1 protein-coding gene is annotated in these 690 nt (G+C 55.1%); it reads right to left on the bottom strand.

Going from position 1 to position 690, the window contains the following annotated elements; all coding sequences use genetic code 11:
- On the bottom strand, positions 1-690 hold a 690-nt coding region (locus tag ACFQRK_RS23990; protein WP_379010967.1), incomplete at both ends, for a hypothetical protein.

Genomic DNA, 690 nt, shown 5'->3' with positions numbered 1-690 from the left:
AAATTGCTGCGTAGGTTAGCGGGTTCGAAGGCGCGGGGCAGGTCAAATAGCTTGGCCTGATCCATGTACAGGCGGATGCGCTGCCCGTTGACGGCGATGCTGACACGGACGGGTTTGCCGGCGTGCGCATTCGCTGGCCAGTCTTTGTTGACTTCGCGGCCGGAGTAGAGACTCATGGAATAGCCGAGCTGATCATCCACCGAAGGGCTGATGCGGTAATAAAACAATTTTTTATACCGGATGGCTTCGGTTGCCGGGTTTTTGGCATCCGTAAACCCGAACGTAATGGGTGGCCGGCTTACACCCTTGGGATAGTAAAGGTCGAACTCCACCGTAAAATTATCCGGCAAGGTTTTTCCGGTTTCGGCAAAGCTCAACGTATTGTCGGGTATACGGAGCCACCTGCCTTCCAAACCATCCACGGTGACGACTTCGCCAGAGCCATTGGTATTCCATTTTGCCGGGAAATCCCCCAATGCATCCTCCGAAAAGTCGTCATAGAAAATCAGCTTTTCGCCGCTGGTAAAGTCAAAGTCGCTTTCGATCGAAAAGGGTTCAACGGGTGGGGCGGAGGTGGCGGTGGATGGTTGGTCCTCGCCTGGCTGCGTCTCGGTTGGTCGCGTCTTGGACGGTTTCGATAAGGCCTCCTCGGCTTTGTCGAGGCCCTTGTCTATGGCACGGTCGGTTTTC

The organism is Parapedobacter sp. GCM10030251 (assembly GCF_042666505.1).
Lineage (GTDB): Bacteria > Bacteroidota > Bacteroidia > Sphingobacteriales > Sphingobacteriaceae > Parapedobacter.
The sequence above is the reverse complement of the archived record's forward strand: the minus strand, read 5'-3'. Positions and strand labels throughout refer to the sequence as shown.